The sequence below is a fragment of the Micromonospora sp. WMMD812 genome, from assembly GCF_027497215.1.
Classification (GTDB): domain Bacteria; phylum Actinomycetota; class Actinomycetes; order Mycobacteriales; family Micromonosporaceae; genus Micromonospora.
Window position 1 is genome coordinate 6358496 of record NZ_CP114904.1, and the last position, 16156, is coordinate 6374651.

The window sequence follows — 16156 nt, forward strand, 5'->3', positions numbered from 1 at the left end:
CGCGGGTCCCCGGCGCGCCCTGCGCCGGGGAGGCGGGTCGCGCGGGTCAGTGCTGGCGGCGGACGTCGTAGGCGGGGCCGTCCGGGCCGGCGACCCGGCCGACGAACTCCTGGCCGCGCATCCGGCACCAGGCGGGGATGTCCACCGCCGCCGCCGGATCGTCGGCCAGCACCCGGACCACCGTGCCGACCGGCAGCTCCGGCAGCCGCCGGGCCACCGCGATCACCGGCAGCGGGCAGCGCTGCCCGCGGCAGTCGAGCACCTCGTCCGGCACCGTCACAGCCCCACCACCCCCGCCTCGGCCCGCAGGTCGGCGACGATCCCGGGCAGCTCGGCGAGGAACCGCTCGACATCCGCCGCCGACGTCTCCCGGTGCAGCGACACCCGCACGTTGCCGTGCGAGAGCACGCCCATCGCCTCCAGCACGTGCGACGGTCGCAGCGTCGAGGAGGTGCAGGACGAGCCGGAGGAGACCGCGAAGCCGCGTCGGTCCAGCGCGTGCAGCAGCGCCTCGCCGTCGACGTACAGACAGGAGAACGTGACCAGGTGCGGCAGGCGGCGCTGCGGGTCGCCGACCACCTCCACGTCCGGGACCTCCGCCGCCACCCGGGCGCGGATCAGGTCCACCAGCGGCGCCAACCGGGCCGCCTCGGCCACGGCGTCGGCCGCCACCGCGCGCAGGCTCGCCGCCGCCGCGACCACCGCCGGCAGGTTCAACGCCCCGGGCGTACGGCCGGCCTCCCGGTCGTCGGCCGGATACGGCGACTCCCAGCGGGTGCCCTTGCGCACCACGAGCAGACCCACACCGGCCGGACCACCCCACTTGTGCGCGCTGGCGGTCAGCACGGACCAGCCCGCCGGCACCGGCACCCGACCCACCGCCTGGGCGCCGTCCACGTACAGCGGCACATCGACGTCGGCGCACGCGGCGGCGGCCTCGGCCACCGGCTGGAGCGTGCCCACCTCGTGACTCGCGGCGATCAGCGCGGCGAGCGCCACCCCCGGCGCGCGGACCGCGGCCGCCCACCCGTCCACGTCCAGTCCGCCGAGCCGGTCGACCGGCACCGAGGTCGCGGTGCCCCCGCCCGCCACGTGCCGTTCGGCGGCGTGCAGCACGGCCGAATGTTCGATCGTCGAGTGCACGAAGGTCCGCCCCACCCGGCGGCGCCCGGCCAGGCCACCGAGCACCGCCGCGTGCGCGGCGGCCGTGCCGCTGGCGGTGAAGGAGAGCTCGTCGGGGCGTACGCCCAGGGTCTCCGCGGTCGCGCCTCGCGCCGCGTCGAGGAGTTGGCGGGCCCGGCGGGCCTGCGTGTAGAGCTTGCCCGGGTCGGCCCAGCCGTCGTCGAGGGCGGCCAGCAGCGCCTGCCGGGCGACCGGATGCAGCGGCGCGGCGGTGGCCGCGTCCAGGTAGACCGGGGAAGCGCTCACGACTCCCTACGTTATCGCGCCGAACAGGTCAAGATCCCCCGATGGGGGCCGGACAGTGACCCCAACACGGTCCAGCCGGTCATGGTCGAGTAATCTGCGACCGTCGGTGACGCCTTTGCCGCCGGTGTTGTCGCTCCGCCCGTCGGAGGTCGACAGAACAGAAGAGACACCGCGGCGCGCTAGGGAGGCAGGACCAGGTGGTCGCAAGGAGTTCGGAGGTACGGCCGTCGGCCGTACGGCACAGCGCTTCCCCAGGAGCCGGTGGGCGCCGGGGGCGTGGTGCCGGTCGTCTCGCCGGGCTCGGTCTCGGCGGTGTGGCGCTGCTGGTCCTGCTCACGGGCTGTGACGTCGGCGCGACGTTCGACGGCTTCGGCTGGCCGCAGGGCGGCATCTCCCCGGAGTCGCACCGGATGTACGACCTGTGGATCGCGTCCTGCATCGCGGCGCTCGCGGTCGGCGTGTTCGTCTGGGGCCTGATCTTCTGGTGCGTCGTGCGCTACCGGAAGCGGGGCAACGACCTGCCGGTGCAGACCCGCTACAACATGCCGATGGAGTTCCTCTACACCATCGCGCCGATCCTGATCGTCTCCGTGCTCTTCTACTACACGGCGATCGTGCAGACCGACGTCAACAAGACGTCGCGGAACCCCGACGTCACCGTCGAGATCGTCGCGTTCAAGTGGAACTGGCAGTTCAACTACCGCGACGGCCAGGGCGTGGACGCCAACACCGTCGCCTCGACGCTCGGCACCAGCGAGGTCATCCCGATCCTGGTCCTGCCGACCGACCGGTCCATCCGGTTCGAGGAGACCAGCCGGGATGTCATCCACTCGTTCTGGGTGCCGGAGATGCTGTTCAAGCGGGACGTCATGCCCGGCAAGATCCGCAACGTGTTCGAGGTCGAGCGCCTGGACACCGAGGGCGCCTACGTCGGCCGCTGCGCCGAGCTGTGCGGCACCTACCACGCGTTCATGAACTTCGAGCTGCGCGTCGTCTCGCCCGAGCAGTACGACCAGTTCCTCGCGGCCAAGCAGGCCGGCCGGACCACGCAGGAAGCGCTGAGCGCGATCGGCGAGGACCCGTACGCGCAGACGACCAGTCCGTTCGACACCCGGCGTACGAAGAACAACTTCAACCCGGACGACCTGCCGGCCGGAAGCTGAGGGAGCGGGCATGAAGACCGAGTGGCGTATCTTCCTGATCATCGCCGGGTTCCTCGCCGGCGCGACCGTCCTCTACGGCGCGTGGACGCACGGCGAGTCCGGCAACGTCGAATGGGTCGGCACGGTGGCCCTGCTGCTGTCCTTCCTGCTGTGCTCGATGTGCGGGGGCTTCTTCTGGTTCGTCTCCCGCCGGATCGACCTCCGCCCCGAGGACCGTCCGGACGCGGAGATCGCCGACGGCGCCGGTGAGATCGGCTTCTTCAGCCCGGGCAGCTACTGGCCGTTCGGCCTGGCGCTCGCCGCCGCCATCGCGGGTCTCGGCCTGGTGTTCTGGCAGTTCTGGCTGCTCGGCGCCGGCCTGGTGGCGGTCATCTTCGCCGCCTGCGGGCTGCTCTTCGAGTACTACACCGGCACCCGGCGCACCGCCGAGCACTGAGCCCGGCGGCACCACCCGATCACGACGAAGGCCCGCCTCCCCCGGGAGGCGGGCCTTCGCACGTCCCTCGCCGGGCCGGCCGGCCCCGCACACGCGCACCCTCGGGTTGCGCGGTCCTCGGGTGGCGCGGTCCTGGCGTGGGCGCCCTTGCGTGGCGCGGTCCGTGGGTGGCGCGGTCCTCGGGTGGCGCGGTCCTGGCGTGGGCGCCCTTGCGTGGCGCGGTCCGTGGGTGGCGCGGTCCTCGGGTGGCGCGGTCCTGGCGTGGGCGCCCTTGCGTGGCGCGGTCCGTGGGTGGCGCGATCCTTGGGTGGCGCGCCCTTGCGTGGCGCGGCCCTCGCATGGCGCGCCCCTCGCGTCGCGCGCCCAATGCGCGGCGTTGATCGACTCCTTGTCGGCGATATGGCGGTGTTCCGGCGTGACGGACACCGCCATTTCGGCGATCTGGCGGCGGCGAGGGACCGCGCACCATGCCGAGCCGCAGCATGCAGAGCCGCACCACACGGGGCTACGAATCGCGAGGGATTCCGCGGGCGGCGAGCGCCTGGTGAGCTGCGGGAGTGGGAGGGGCCGGGCGGTGCGGCGGTCGGGCGTTAGCGGGGCCCTCAGGCGGCGTGGCGGTGGGCCGGAGGCCGGCGACGGCGGGCGTCGAGCCGCGGTGTGCGGAAGGTGAACGTCGCGATCAGCACGGCAGCGCCGCAGCCGGTGCAGACCAGCTCGGGGCAGTCGGCGCCGTGCCCGTCGGCGCACGGTGGCGCCTCGAACGGCTGAACGCCCTCGCAGGTGTCACAGTGGAATTCGCGGTCCGACACGGGCGTCTCCTCTCGCTCCGGTCCGCCGGCAGGTGCCGCACACGACGGAGGTGAATCACTCCGATGTAGTTTCGCATGCTGGTCCGACAGGACCGGGCCGCCGGGCGGCCCTGCCCGCCTCTGCGGCCGCCCACCTGCGGAAACCGGAGCCTGGCGTGTCGAGAGTCGGTGACCGGAGCCGGCGATCCACTCGGGTTCCAGGAAACCGAGGTGTCGTGCCCGGTGGGACACCCCGACCTTCTTGATGTCGAGTCGATCACCCCGGCCCCCGGCCCCCCGGCCCCGGCCCCCGGCCCCCCGGCCCCGGCCCCCGGCCTCCCGGCCCCGGCCCCCGGCCCCGGCCCCCGGCCCCGGCCCCCGGCCCCGGCCCCCGGCCCCGGCCCCCGGCCCCGGCCCCCGGCCCCGGCCCCCGGCCCCGGCCCCCGGCCCCGGCCTCCGGGCTCGGGGCCGGCCGCAGGCCCGCGTGTCCGGGGGCACCGGGCCGACCGCCGACCGGCCTACGCGCTCGGGTCGGCGCGACCAGGGCCGGCCGTCGGGCCGTCCGTGGGGAACGTGCGTTGGTGGGGGAGCGGTCAGGAGGTGCGGGCGACCTCGATCCAGCGGTCGAGCGCGGCCGCCGCCGCGCCGGAGTCGACCGCCTCGGCGGCGCGGGCCAGGCCGGCGCGCAGCGCGTCGGTCAGGTCGCCGTCCAGCGGGCCCTGGGTAGCCAGCGCCGCGGCGGCGTTGACCAGCACCGCGTCCCGGACCGGGCCGGGCTCGCCGGCCAGGAACCGGCGCGCCACGCCGGCGTTGAAGGCCGCGTCGCCGCCGCGCAGGTCGGCGAGGGTGGACCGGGCCACCCCGAGGTCGGTCGCGTCGAGCACCGCCTCCCGGACGGTGCCGCCCTGCGCCACCCAGACGCGGGTCGGTGCGGCGGTCGTGAACTCGTCGAGCCCGTCCTCGCCGCGCATCACCAGCACCGAGTCGCCCCGGGCGGCGAACACGCCGGCCATCACCGGGGCCATCCGCGGGTCGAAGCAGCCGACCGCGCCGGCCCGGGGTCGGGCCGGGTTGGTCAGCGGGCCGAGGAAGTTGAACACCGTGGGCACGCCCAGCTCGCGCCGGACCGGGCCGGTGTGTCGCATGCCCGGGTGGAACCGGGCCGCGAAGCAGAACCCGATGCCGGCCTCGGTGACGCAGCGGGCGACCCCGTCCGGATCGAGATCCAGCGGTACGCCGAGGAACTCCAGCAGGTCGGCGGTGCCGCAGGAGGAGGAGGCGGCGCGGTTGCCGTGCTTGACGACGCGTACGCCGGCGCCGGCGACCACCAGCGCGGCCATGGTGGAGATGTTGACCGTGTGGGCGAGGTCACCGCCGGTGCCCACCACGTCCAGGGCGGTGGAACGCAGCTCCTCGGAGAGGGTGACCGGGACCGCCCGGCCGAGCATCGCCTCGACCAGGCCGGCCAGCTCGGCGGACGTCTCGCCCTTGGCCCGCAGCCCGACTGCGAACCCGGCGACCTGCGCGGCGGTGGCCGAGCCGGCCATGATCTCGCCCATCGCCCAGGCGGTGTCGGCGGTGGAGAGCTCCTCGCCGCGCAGCAGCGCGTTGAGCAGGTGCGGCCAGGTCCGATCGCCCATCGCGGGCCTCCCGAGCGTGCGAATGCGGGTGGGATGAACCGGCGCCGGTCGGTCCGGCGCCGTTGGCGGTGCCGGAGCGGGGACGTCAGGCGGGTGCGTGCGTCCGCAGCAGCTCGGCCACCGTCGTTCCGGTGGTCACCGGGTCGAGCGGGTGGACCAGGGTGGCGTCGACCTCGGCGTAGGCCGCGAGCCATCGGTCGGCGGCGCGGGCGATCACCACGCAGGTCGGCGGCGCGTCCTCGCGGTCGTCCTTGATCTGGCGGGCGATGCCGAGACCGCCGCCGGGGGTCGCCTCGCCGTCGAGCAGCAGCAGGTCGATCTCGTAGTCGTCGACCAGGCGGACGACCTCCGCGTACGTCGACGACTCGACGAACTCGATCTCGAGGCCGGGCGCGGGCCGGGTGCCGACGGCGAGCCGCATCCGGTCACGGACGTCCGGGTCGTCGCTGTAGAGCAGGACGGTGCACTGACGATCACTCATGCCGACACTCCGCTTCGCTCCGTACCGTCCGGAGGCGCCACCGCGCCGAGCCTGAAGATTCGTTCGCTCATGGCTCGACCGGCTCCCACCTCGTAGCTGCCCGCTGATCGTACCGGTCGACGTGACGTACGTGACGTCCCGCCCGGGGCGTACCGTCGCCGCTGCTCAGGCGGCGGATTCCGCCGCGCGCTCGCGGGCCTCCTGCCGGTCCAGCTCGCGGTCGACCCGCCGGGCCTCGCGCTCGGACTGCTTGACCCACTGCACGACCAGCACCCCGAGCATCGTCACGCTGACGAACTCGCCGCCGGCCCACAGGATGCCGCCGGCGAGCACCTGGTCGTCCCACGGGTTCGACCAGGACAGGTTCAGCGAGGGATACCAGTCGCCGCCGAAGAGGGTGCTGCTCTGCATGATGGTCAGCCCGAGCACCGTGTGGAACGGCACGGAGAGCAGCATCAGCAGCGCCCGGGCCGGGTACGGCCACCGGCCGGGCAGCGGGTCGAGGCCGAGCAGCGGCCAGAAGAACACGCAGCCGGTCATGATGAAGTGCGCGTGCACCAGCTCGTGCGCCCAGGCGTGCTCCAGCGTGTACCGGTACAGGTCGGTGAAGTAGAGCGCGAACGGGTTGACCACGAAGATGGTGAACGCCACAAGCGGGAAGCTGTAGACCCGGGCGACCCGGCTGTGCACGATCGCGAGCAGTCGCTTGCGGGGGCGCTGCGGCAGCGTACGCAGGGCCAGCGTCATCGGCGCGCCCAGCGCCAGGAAGATCGGCGACATCATCGACAGCACCATGTGCTGGACCATGTGCACACTCAGCAGCGCCGTGTCGTACGCCTCCAGGCCGGTGGCGGTGACCAGCGCGATGCCGCCGAGGCCGGGGCCGAGGAAGAAGACCGTCCGGGCGATCGGCCACCGGTCGCCGCGGATCCGCAGTCGGTGCACCCCGTAGAGGTAAAGCCCGGCGGCGACCACCAGCAGCAGGGTGAGCCAGCTGTTCAGCCGCGTCTCGGTGAACACCGAGGTGACGGAGAACGGCGGCAGGTTGGCGCTGCTCGCGGCCGGTGAGACCGCCGAGGTCGCGGCGAAGATCGAATCGACGTGCTGCACGCTTTTCAGGCTAGGCCAGGCGAACCGGACCTCCACTATCGGGCCACCCTGACCACCGGTTTGGCCCCCCGCTGATCGTGACCGCCGGTCAGGGGCAATAATGACCGCGTGACTGCGGCCCCAGCCATTGACAAGAGCCGGATCCACTCCCTGACCCGACCCAACATGGTCAGCGTCGGGACGATCGTGTGGCTCTCCAGCGAACTCATGTTCTTCGCGGCGCTGTTCGCGATGTACTTCTCCATCCGCGCGGCGGCGCCGGAGCAGTGGGCGGAGCACACCGAGGTCCTCAACATCCCGTACGCGACCACCTTCACGGTGATCCTGGTGTTGTCCTCGGTGACCTGCCAGCTCGGTGTCTTCGCCGCGGAGCGGGGCGACGTGCATGCGCTGCGGCGCTGGTTCACGATCACCTTCGTGATGGGCCTGATCTTCGTGCTCGGCCAGCTGAACGAGTACCGCACGCTGGTGCACGAGGGCGTCAAGATCAACCACGACGGCTACGGGTCGATGTTCTACCTGACCACGGGCTTCCACGGTCTGCACGTGACCGGCGGTCTGATCGCCTTCATCATCTTCATGATCCGCACCACCATGGGCCGGTTCACCCCGGCGCAGGCCACCTCGGCGATCGTCGTGTCGTACTACTGGCACTTCGTCGACGTCGTGTGGATCGGGCTCTACGCCATGATCTACTGGCTTCAGTGATCTTGGCGCGTCACGAACAGCGCCGCTGCTCCGTCCCCTGAGACAAGGTCCAACCGGTTAAGGACACAGGTCATGACTTCTGACAACGACCGCCGACGCGGTCTGCTCGCGCGGTTGCGCGAGCGGCCCGCAGCGCGCAGCAGGGGCCGCCGCCGGCTGGGTGCCGCGGTCCGGCTGCTCGCCGCGCTGATGCTGGCCGGCGGCGCATACACCGTCTTCGCCCCCGGCGCGCAGGCGCAGGACGACCCCACGCTGACCGGCGCCGCCGCCGAGGGCAAGGCGCTGTTCGACGTGAGCTGTGTGACCTGTCACGGTCGCAACGCGCAGGGTGTCGAGGGCCGCGGGCCGAGCCTGATCGGCGTCGGCGCGGCCTCGGTCGAGTTCCAGGTCAGCAGCGGCCGGATGCCGCTGGCCCGGCAGGAGGCCCAGGCGCACCGCAAGCCCCCGCTCTTCACCGACGAGCAGACCCGCCAGCTGGGCGAGTACATCCAGGAGCTCGGCGGCGGCCCGGTCGTGCCGAACGGCGACGACCTGCGCTCGGAAGGCGACGTGGCGGCCGGCGGCGAGCTGTTCCGGATCAACTGCTCGCAGTGCCACGCCTTCGGCGGTGGCGGTGGCGCGCTCTCCTCGGGCAAGTTCGCCCCGAGCCTGCACCCGGCGAGCGACCGGCAGATCTACGCCGCCATGCTGAGCGGCCCGCAGAACATGCCGGTCTTCGGTGACAACCAGATCACCCCGGAGCAGAAGGCCGACATCATCGCCTACATCCAGGAGACCCTGAAGCACGACCAGGACCCGGGCGGCTTCAACCTCGGCCGCTACGGTCCCTCGACCGAGGGTCTGGCCATCTTCCTGGTTGGCATCGTCGCGCTGGTCTTCGCTAGCCTGTGGATTGCGGGCAAGTCGTGACCGAGCGGATCTTTCGATTCAGTGCTGCGGTGCCGCGGCTCGGCACCGCCGGTAACGAGGTGACGGCATGAGCACGCACACCGAGCACCAGGCCCAGCAGGGCCGGGAACCGCTCGACGTGAACGCCCCCGGGCTGACCCGCTTCGACATCGTCCGCGAGGGCGCCCGGCGGGACGACATCGAGATCGTCCACTACGAGCCGCAGGTCGTCTCCGGTTCGAAGGCCGAGCGCCGACTGGTCCGTCTGGTCGCCGGGATGTTCCTGCTGACCGGCCTGGTGGCGACCATCTTCCTCGTCGTCTACATCTGGTGGCCGTGGGAGTACGCTCCCGGCCGCGGCGGTGACAAGCTCTTCACCCCGCTGCTCGGCGTCACCCTGGGCCTCGCCCTGCTCGGTATCGGCTTCGGCATCCTGACCTGGGGCAAGAAGCTGATGCCAAAGGAGGTGTCGATCCAGGATCGGCACGAGGGCACGGTCGACGAAGAAGGCCGCACCATCACCGGCCAGACCATGCTCTACGTGGCCGACGAGATGGGCCTGAAGCGGCGGCCGCTGCTCGGCATCTCGCTGCTGGCCGGCCTCGCGCCGGTCGGCGCGGTCGTCGCCGCGCCGCTGGTCGGCGGTCTGATCTCCGACCCGCACAAGAACAACCAGATGTTCACCACCGGGTTCGCCCCGGCCGAGGGCGGCCAGCGGATCCGCCTGGTCCGCGAGGACGGCCGCCCGATCCGCCCGGCGGACATCAGCGCGGGCGGGCAGCTCACCGTCTTCCCCGGTGTCGACCACGGCGTCAGCAACCGGCACGCGGACTCGCCGACCCTGCTGATCCACCTGCGGGACTCCGACGCGCGCGAGTCGCGCCAGGCGAACGAGCGGGTCGGCCACGGCGACTACATGTGGGGCAACTACGCGGCGTTCTCCAAGATCTGCACGCACGCGGGCTGCCCGGCCAGCCTCTACGAGCAGCAGACCAACCGGCTGCTCTGCCCGTGCCACCAGTCGCAGTTCCTGATCACCGACAACGCCCGGCCGGTCTTCGGCCCCGCCAGCCGGCGGCTGCCGCAGCTGCCGATCGAGGTGGATGCCGAGGGCTTCTTCGTGGCGAAGTCCGACTTCACCGAGACCGTCGGGCCAGACTTCTGGGAGCGGCCATGAAGCGTCGTAAGTTAACTCTGGCGGCGGAGCCGGGCAAGGCCGCGGCGGCGGTCGACGACCGCTTCCAGGTGGCGACCCCGCTGCGCCGGCTGTTGAACAAGGTCTTCCCGGACCACTGGTCCTTCCTGCTCGGCGAGATCGCCCTGTTCTCGTTCATCGTCCTGCTGCTCACCGGGGTCTTCCTGACCTTCTTCTTCGAGCCGTCGATGACCGAGGTCGTCTACAACGGCAGCTACGCCCCGCTGCGTGGCACGCCGATGTCCGCCGCGTACGCCTCCAGCCTGGACCTGTCCTTCGAGGTCCGGGGCGGTCTGATCATGCGGCAGATGCACCACTGGGCGGCGCTGCTGTTCATGGCCGCGATCGTCGTGCACATGCTGCGCGTCTTCTTCACCGGCGCGTTCCGCAAGCCGCGCGAGACGAACTGGATCATCGGTTCGCTGCTGTTCTGGGTCGGCTTCCTGGCCGGCTTCACCGGCTACTCGCTGCCGGACGACGGGCTCTCCGGCACCGGCCTGCGGATCGCCTCGGCGATCATGCTGTCCATCCCGGTGATCGGCTCCTGGGTCACCTCGTCGGTCTTCGGCGGGGAGTTCCCCGGCACCATCATCATCAGCCGGTTCTTCATCGCCCACGTGCTGCTCATCCCGGGCCTGCTGCTGGCGCTGATCACGGTCCACCTGGGCCTGGTCTTCAAGCAGAAGCACACCCAGTGGCCCGGCCCCGGCCGGACCAACCAGAACGTGGTCGGCGAGCGCTTCTTCCCGCGGTACGCGATCAAGCAGGGCGGCTTCTTCATGGTCGTCTTCGGCGTGATCGCGCTGATGGGCGGTCTGTTCCAGATCAACCCGATCTGGCTCTTCGGCCCGTACGAGGCGTGGGTCGTCTCCGCCGCCAGCCAGCCCGACTGGTACGTCATGTTCCTGGACGGCTCGACCCGACTGATGCCGGCCTGGCAGATCAACATTCCGATCGGCGACGGGTACGTCATTCCGCCGCTGTTCTGGCCGACGGTCGTGCTGCCCGGCATCCTGGTGGGCCTCTCCACGATGTACCCGTTCCTGGAGGCGCGGCACCTCAAGGACCGCAAGAGCCACAACCTGCTCCAGCGGCCCCGGGACGTTCCGGCCCGGACCGCGGTGGGCGCGATGGCCGTCTCCTTCTACGTCGTGCTGACCCTCTCCGGGGCGAACGACGTCATCGCGGACAAGTTCCAGATCAGCCTGAACGCGATGACCTGGGCGGGCCGGATCGGCCTGCTGGTGGTGCCGCCGTTGGCCTACTACTTCACCTACCGGCTGTGCCTGGGCCTCCAGCAGCACGACCGGGAGGTGCTGGCGCACGGTGTCGAGACCGGCATCATCCGGCGGCTGCCGGACGGCCGGTTCGTCGAGGTGCACCAGCCGCTCAGCGCGGCGGACGGGCACGCCGACGGCCACGGCGCCCTGGAGTACGCCGGCTGGGTCGTGCCGAAGAAGATGAACCGGCTCGGTGCCCTCGGCCCGGCGATCCGGGGCTTCTTCTACCCCATCGAGAAGCCGGCCGAGGCGCCGGTCTCGCCGGGACACCCGCCGGTCGAGCCCCGACCGGAGCACGCGGAGATCGGCAGCGGCGAGAGCCGTCGCTGACCCTGACCCACCTCGACGTGGCGCCCGCCGGATCCTCCGGCGGGCGCCACGTCCGTTTCCGCCCCGGGACGGCCCGGCCGTGCCCGCCGCGAGTTGCCGATCCGGACACCCCCGTAGGGACCGGGCCGTACCCCCGAGCGGCGGCGGTCCGGTCCGGAGCCGGACGGCCCGCCCGACTCCCACCGTCCCTCGCGTCGGGCGATCGCAGGAATAACCCCGGTGAGCCGGGTATCCGTGCGGTCCAACGTCTCAAGGGGAGGAAGCATGTTGGGTATCAAACGCTTCGGCCTGCTGGCCGCGCTGGTGGTGGTCGGCGTCGCGCCCGCCGCGGCCGCGCAGGCCGCGGCACAGCCGTCGTCGCAGGACACCCAGTACCTGCAGGCGATCCACCAGGTCAACCTGTTCGAGATCACCACGGGTGAGCTGGCCCAGCAGAAGGGTCAGAACCAGCGGGTCAAGGACCTGGGCAAGATGTTCGTGACCGACCACACCCAGCTGGACCAGACGGTGCAGCAGACCGCCTCCCAGCTCAACGTGCAGCTGCCCAACGCGCCCACCGCGGATCAGCAGGCCGTGATCGACCAGCTGAACAACGCGAGCGGTGCCGAGTTCGACCGGCAGTGGGTGACCGCGCAGCTGGCCGGCCACGTCCAGGCCATCCAGGCCACCCAGACCGAGATCTCGCAGGGCTCCGAGCAGTCGGTGGTCCAGTTGGCGCAGACCTCGCTGCCGGTCCTCCAGGCGCACTATGACGAGCTGGTCCAGCTGGCCCAGCAGCTGGGCATCCCGGTTCCGCAGGCCAGCGCCAGCGGTACGCCGAGCCCCGGCGCCACCACCGAGTCCCCGGGCACCGAATCGCCGGGCACCGAATCGCCGGGCACCGAGTCGCCGGGCACCGAGGCTCCGGGTGGCGGCACCGAGTCGCCGGCCCCGGGTGGCGGCACCACCGAGACGCCGGCTCCGGGCGTGAGCTGACGTCGGACGGCATCGGCGGCCGGTCCACCCTCGGGGTGGGCCGGCCTCCGTGCGTACGGGGCGGGAACGGCCCGCCCCTGGTCGGTGCCGGCGCGAAACCGCCGGTCGTCAGTCGGCGTTCGCCAGGCCGATCGCGAACGCCTCCTCCAGGTCGTGCTGCGAGTACGCCCGGAAGGCGATGTGCGACTCGGTGTTGAGCACGCCCGGGACCTTCGAGATGCTGCCCGCGATCACCTGGGCGATCTGCTCGAACTCCCGTACCCGGACCACGGCGATCAGGTCGACGTGCCCGGCCACCGAGTAGACCTCGCTGACGCCGGGCAGGTTGGCCAGGGTCTCGGCCACCTCGGGGATCGAGTCGGTGGCGCAGTCGATCAGCACGATCGCGGTGATCACGGGACGTTTCTCCGTTCGTCGGCGTCGTCGCCCATGCTAAGTCCTCGCGGTGGGGCGGGCGGCCGGCACGGTCAGGTCGTCGCCGGCCCGGATCACCTCGCGCAGCCGCTCGCCGACCCGGACGACCGCGCCGGGCCACACCACCGACCGGTCGACCTCCCCGTGCACCGCCGCGCCGGCGCCGACCACCGACTCACGGCACGTGCCGGTGACCGTGGCGGCCGGGTCGACCAGGCCGTCGCCGGCGGCATGCAGGTTGGCCGCCAGGTAGTCGGCCGGGGTGCCGGTGTCGTAGAACGTCCCCCGGTACGGCACCACGGTCAGCGCGTCCGCCGCCTCGGCCGGCCGCCACACCGCGCGCACCAGGTCGCCGAAGCCCGCCGGCAGGTCGCGGACCAGCCGCCAGGGCAGCAGCGAGAAGCCGGTGAAGACGTGCCCGTCGAACGTCCCGGGCGCCGCCGGGTCGGGGGCCGGCTGGCCCAGCAGGCGTACCTCCTGGCCGTCCCAGCCGTCGAGCAGCGCGGCGATGTCCGGGCCCGGTGGGGCGGCCGGGTCCGCCAGATACGCGTCCGCGTTGCCGACAAGCACGGGCCGGCCGTCGATCCAGTCCCGCAGGTTGGCCACGCCTCCGGCGGTGCCGAGCGGGTCACCCGGCTCGACCGACAGGTGCGCGCGCCCTCCGACGTGGGCGACCACCTGGTCGGCGAGGTAGCAGGCGTTCACGGCGACCCGGTCGGGCCCGGCCAGGCCGAGCCCGGCCAGCCGGGCGAGCGCGCGGTCGAGCAACGGCAGGTTGCCGACCGGGCAGAGCGCCTTGGGCAGCCGCTCGGTGAGCGGCCGCAGGCGGGTGCCCTCGCCGGCGGCGAGCACCACGGCGCAGACGCCGTCCGTGCCGGCCGCGGCCACGGTCACTCCTCCGCGCCGAGCACCGGCGGCGGGAACTGCCCGACCAACGGGCCGATTCCGTAGTACGCGAGCAGCCGCGCCGTCGGCCAACTGAGCCGGGGCAGGTCGTCCAGCGGATGCCAGGCGGCCTCGAACACCTCCGCGCCGTCGACCGTCAGCTCCGTGGTGGACGCCGGCACCTCGGTCTCGAAGACCATGTCCACCCAGCCCTTGGCGTGCACGATCGCGTTCGGCACGGCCGGCCGCAGCCGGGCGGGGGCGAGCCGGATGCCCGACTCCTCGTGCAGTTCGCGGGCCGCGCCCACCACCGGCGCCTCCCCCCGTTGCAGCAGGCCGGCGGGGAGCGTCCAGCTGTGCCCGGGCGGCTGCCGGAGCAGCAGCAGCCGGCCCGCACCCTCCGCTTCCGTGTCTCGGACCAGGGTCACCGCACCGACGATGTACTTCGGCACGGCCAGCCGGACCAGCCGGCGTCGTACCGGCAGCGGCAGCCGGTAGAAGACCTGGTACGCGACGGCCCGACCGGTGGCGCGGGAGCGGGGGATCATGAGTCCAGGCTAGTGGTCCCGAGTGCCGCTCGCGCCCGCCGGGGGCCGGCCGTCACTGTCGGTGGTCGACGAGGTCGATGAGCTGCCGGACCACGTCGTCCGGTTCGACGACCCGGTCGAAGACCGCGACCAGCAGGGTCTCCAGGTCGGGGTAGCCCAGCTCCTCGGCGAGCCGCAGCAAGGGGAGATCGCTGGCGAGCCCGCGGTTGTGCTGTCGCAGCGCGAGCCCGATCGTGGCCCGGCCGAGGCGGACCTTGTCACTGATCGTGATGCCCGGCTCGGTGTGCTCGGCGAACCAACGATTGATCTGCATCTGCGCGTGCGGCGACTTCACGAAGCCCAGCCACTCCCGGCGCGGGCCGCGCGCCGCCGCCTCGGCCTCGAGGCCGTTGTCGACGTCGTTCTCGGTGAAGATCTCCACCACGTCGCCCTCCTCCAGTTCGGAGGAGAGCGGCGCCAGCCGGCCGTTGATGCGCGCCGCGAGGCAGTGGTCGCCGCGGTCGGTGTCCAGCTCGTAGGCGAGATCGACGGGGGTCGCGCCGGCCGGGAGCACGACCTGCCGCCCGTCGGCGAAGACCTGGACCTGCGTCTCGGACAGGTCGCAGCGCAGCGACTGGAGGAACTCGGCCGGGTCGGCGGCGTCCTGCTCCCAGTCGAGCACCCGGTGCAGCCAGGCCAGCTGCTCGGCGTGGGCCGCCGCTCCGCCGCCGGTCCGCGGAAAGCGGTAGTCGGCGGCGATGCCGTACTCGGCCGAGCGGTGCATCTCCTCCGTGCGGATCAGCACCTCCACCGTGCGGTCCTTCGGACCGAGGACGCTGGTGTGCAGGGACCGGTAGAGGTTGTTCTTCGGCGAGGCGATGTAGTCCTTGAACCGGCCCGGCACCGGGCGCCAGATGCCGTGGATCGCGCCGAGCGCGGCGTAACAGTCGGTGGCCGGACCGTCGACCACCACGGCGATGCGCGGCAGGTCGTACGGGGCCGCGTGACCGCCGGACACCGTGTCCTTCCAAATCGAGTAGAGGTGCCGGGGGCGCGGGGTCACCTCGGCGTCGACCCGGCTGCGCCGCAGCGCCACCTTGGCCCGGGCGACCACGTCCTCCAGGTAGGCGTCCCAGCCGGGCCGGTCGTGCACGTGCCGGGCGATCCGGGCGTGCTCCTCCGGCTCCAGGTGCAGCAGCACCACGTCGTCCAGCTCGCGCTTGAGCGTCTGGATGCCCAACCGGTCGCAGAGCGGGACCAGCACCTCCTGGGTCTTGCGGGCGATCCGTTCCCGGGACGCGGCCGACCGGACGCCCAGGGTGCGCATGTTGTGCAGCCGGTCGGCCAGCTTGATGATCAGGACCCGGACGTCCTTGCCGGCCGCCACGATCATCTTCCGGATCGTCTCGGCCTCGGCCGCCTTGCCGTAGAACGCCTTGTCGAACTTGGTGACCCCGTCGACCAGGTGGGCCACCTCGCGCCCGAAGTCCTCCGCCAGGGCCTGGAGCGTGTAGCGGGTGTCCTCCACCGTGTCGTGCAGCAGCGCCGCGACCAGGGTCATGGTGTCCATGCCCAGGTTGGCGCAGATCTGGGCGACCGCCAGCGGGTGGGTGATGTACGGCTCGCCGCTCTTGCGGAACTGGCCGCGGTGCATGTTCTCCGCGATGGTGTACGCCCGGCGCAACACCGCCGGGTCGGCGCCGGAGTGGATGCCGCGGTGGACCCGGATCAGCTGGCTGACCGGCTCGCTCTCGGTGGTGGGCCAGGTGAGCAGCGACCGTAGCCGGCGGGTCAGGGGCAGCTCGCCCGGCTGGCTCGGAAGGGCGCCCCCCAGGGCGGCGCCGTGTCCGGCGTCGACGTCCACGAGGGACACCTCCTCACCCCGGCCCCGCGGCGCCGGTGGCCCGG

The 16156-nt window shown here is 72.4% G+C and carries 17 protein-coding genes; 7 read left to right on the forward strand and 10 right to left on the reverse strand.

Annotated elements, in window-relative coordinates; genetic code table 11:
• Window positions 1–46: 46 nt before the first annotated feature.
• Together O7603_RS29455 and O7603_RS29460 are read right to left on the reverse strand one after the other, a co-directional pair.
• Entirely contained in the window at window positions 47–280 is a 234-nt protein-coding gene (locus O7603_RS29455) for a sulfurtransferase TusA family protein (RefSeq protein ID WP_281572977.1), read from the reverse strand.
• On the reverse strand, window positions 277–1428 hold the full coding sequence (locus tag O7603_RS29460; RefSeq protein WP_281572978.1) for an aminotransferase class V-fold PLP-dependent enzyme: 1152 nt from the start codon (window positions 1426–1428) through the stop codon (window positions 277–279). The genes O7603_RS29455 and O7603_RS29460 overlap by 4 nt, the downstream gene beginning before the upstream one ends.
• Window positions 1429–1625: 197 nt before the next feature.
• On the opposite strand from O7603_RS29460, the gene coxB reads away from it, so the two are divergent.
• On the forward strand, window positions 1626–2591 hold the full coding sequence (coxB, locus tag O7603_RS29465) for a cytochrome c oxidase subunit II (RefSeq protein WP_281572979.1): 966 nt from the start codon (window positions 1626–1628) through the stop codon (window positions 2589–2591).
• Window positions 2592–2601: 10 nt separating this feature from the next.
• On the forward strand, window positions 2602–3027 hold the full coding sequence (locus O7603_RS29470; RefSeq protein ID WP_281572980.1) for a cytochrome c oxidase subunit 4: 426 nt from the start codon (window positions 2602–2604) through the stop codon (window positions 3025–3027).
• A 602-nt stretch (window positions 3028–3629) separates the two neighbouring features.
• Here O7603_RS29470 and O7603_RS29475 read toward each other — a convergent pair.
• The 4 genes from O7603_RS29475 to O7603_RS29490 all read right to left on the reverse strand — a co-directional run bounded on the left by O7603_RS29475 (window position 3630) and on the right by O7603_RS29490 (window position 7046).
• Window positions 3630–3836, reverse strand: coding sequence for a hypothetical protein (locus tag O7603_RS29475; protein ID WP_281572981.1), 207 nt, complete (start codon window positions 3834–3836; stop codon window positions 3630–3632).
• A gap of 572 nt (window positions 3837–4408) precedes the next feature.
• Complete coding sequence (gene trpD / locus O7603_RS29480; RefSeq protein WP_281572982.1) at window positions 4409–5455, reverse strand: anthranilate phosphoribosyltransferase; 1047 nt, start codon at window positions 5453–5455, stop codon at window positions 4409–4411.
• A gap of 85 nt (window positions 5456–5540) precedes the next feature.
• On the reverse strand, window positions 5541–5936 hold the full coding sequence (locus O7603_RS29485; RefSeq protein ID WP_281572983.1) for a hypothetical protein: 396 nt from the start codon (window positions 5934–5936) through the stop codon (window positions 5541–5543).
• Between the two features lie 165 nt (window positions 5937–6101).
• Window positions 6102–7046: a cytochrome c oxidase assembly protein gene (locus O7603_RS29490; protein ID WP_281572984.1), complete on the reverse strand. Its 945-nt coding sequence runs from the start codon at window positions 7044–7046 to the stop codon at window positions 6102–6104.
• Window positions 7047–7154: 108 nt separating this feature from the next.
• On the opposite strand from O7603_RS29490, the gene O7603_RS29495 reads away from it, so the two are divergent.
• The 5 genes from O7603_RS29495 to O7603_RS29515 all read left to right on the forward strand — a co-directional run bounded on the left by O7603_RS29495 (window position 7155) and on the right by O7603_RS29515 (window position 12422).
• Window positions 7155–7754 (forward strand): heme-copper oxidase subunit III, encoded by a 600-nt coding sequence (locus O7603_RS29495; RefSeq protein ID WP_281572985.1) that lies wholly within the window; start codon window positions 7155–7157, stop codon window positions 7752–7754.
• 72 nt (window positions 7755–7826) lie between these two features.
• Window positions 7827–8663, forward strand: a complete 837-nt coding sequence (locus O7603_RS29500; RefSeq protein ID WP_281572986.1) for a cytochrome c — start codon at window positions 7827–7829, stop codon at window positions 8661–8663.
• Window positions 8664–8730: 67 nt separating this feature from the next.
• Window positions 8731–9819, forward strand: coding sequence for a Rieske 2Fe-2S domain-containing protein (locus tag O7603_RS29505; RefSeq protein WP_281572987.1), 1089 nt, complete (start codon window positions 8731–8733; stop codon window positions 9817–9819).
• Complete coding sequence (locus O7603_RS29510) at window positions 9816–11447, forward strand: cytochrome b N-terminal domain-containing protein (RefSeq protein WP_281572988.1); 1632 nt, start codon at window positions 9816–9818, stop codon at window positions 11445–11447. The genes O7603_RS29505 and O7603_RS29510 overlap by 4 nt, the downstream gene beginning before the upstream one ends.
• A 264-nt stretch (window positions 11448–11711) precedes the next feature.
• Window positions 11712–12422 (forward strand): DUF4142 domain-containing protein, encoded by a 711-nt coding sequence (locus O7603_RS29515; RefSeq protein ID WP_281572989.1) that lies wholly within the window; start codon window positions 11712–11714, stop codon window positions 12420–12422.
• Window positions 12423–12530: 108 nt separating this feature from the next.
• Here O7603_RS29515 and O7603_RS29520 read toward each other — a convergent pair whose 3' ends face one another.
• From O7603_RS29520 to O7603_RS29535, 4 genes are read right to left on the reverse strand one after another with little or no spacing between them, the layout of a single operon-like run.
• On the reverse strand, window positions 12531–12818 hold the full coding sequence (locus O7603_RS29520) for an Lrp/AsnC ligand binding domain-containing protein (RefSeq protein WP_281572990.1): 288 nt from the start codon (window positions 12816–12818) through the stop codon (window positions 12531–12533).
• A 36-nt stretch (window positions 12819–12854) separates the two neighbouring features.
• On the reverse strand, window positions 12855–13730 hold the full coding sequence (locus tag O7603_RS29525) for a sugar phosphate nucleotidyltransferase (RefSeq protein WP_281572991.1): 876 nt from the start codon (window positions 13728–13730) through the stop codon (window positions 12855–12857).
• Window positions 13727–14269 carry an NUDIX domain-containing protein gene (locus tag O7603_RS29530; RefSeq protein ID WP_281572992.1) on the reverse strand — a complete coding sequence of 181 codons (543 nt, stop codon included), beginning with the start codon at window positions 14267–14269 and terminating at the stop codon, window positions 13727–13729. Before O7603_RS29530 ends, O7603_RS29525 begins: the two co-directional genes overlap by 4 nt.
• Window positions 14270–14321: 52 nt before the next feature.
• A complete protein-coding gene (locus O7603_RS29535) occupies window positions 14322–16112 on the reverse strand; it encodes a RelA/SpoT family protein (RefSeq protein ID WP_281576861.1) in 1791 nt (596 codons plus the stop codon).
• Window positions 16113–16156: the final 44 nt, after the last annotated feature.